The sequence below is a fragment of the Kitasatospora sp. NPDC056651 genome (assembly GCF_042792155.1).
Taxonomy (GTDB): domain Bacteria; phylum Actinomycetota; class Actinomycetes; order Streptomycetales; family Streptomycetaceae; genus Kitasatospora.
Genome location: NZ_JBHTWX010000012.1, coordinates 68,572 through 68,909, shown reverse-complemented (window position 1 = coordinate 68,909; position 338 = coordinate 68,572).

Sequence of the window (338 nt, the reverse complement as noted above, 5' to 3'; positions counted from 1 at the left end):
GTTTGGGGGGTTTTGGCTGCGGGCGGCGCGGGCGCGGGGCGGGGGGGGGGGGGCGGCGGCGGGGGGGCGGGTGCGGGGGGCCCCCCGGGGGCGGCCGGGGGCGCCACACGGCGGCGGAGCTGGGGATGTCGCCCGGCCCCGTCATCCGACAGCCGTTCCTCACACGTTGGAGTGGAGTCCGGAGGCTCCGCTGACGCCGCCCCGCGGTGGCCCGCCGTGGCCGGGGGCGACCCCGGGGCGGCCCCTCCCGCCGTCCGGGGGCGGGGAACCCGCGCCCGCACCGGACATGACGGCGCCCCCCCCCCCCCCCCCGGGCCCGCCCCCCCCAGCGGCGCCGG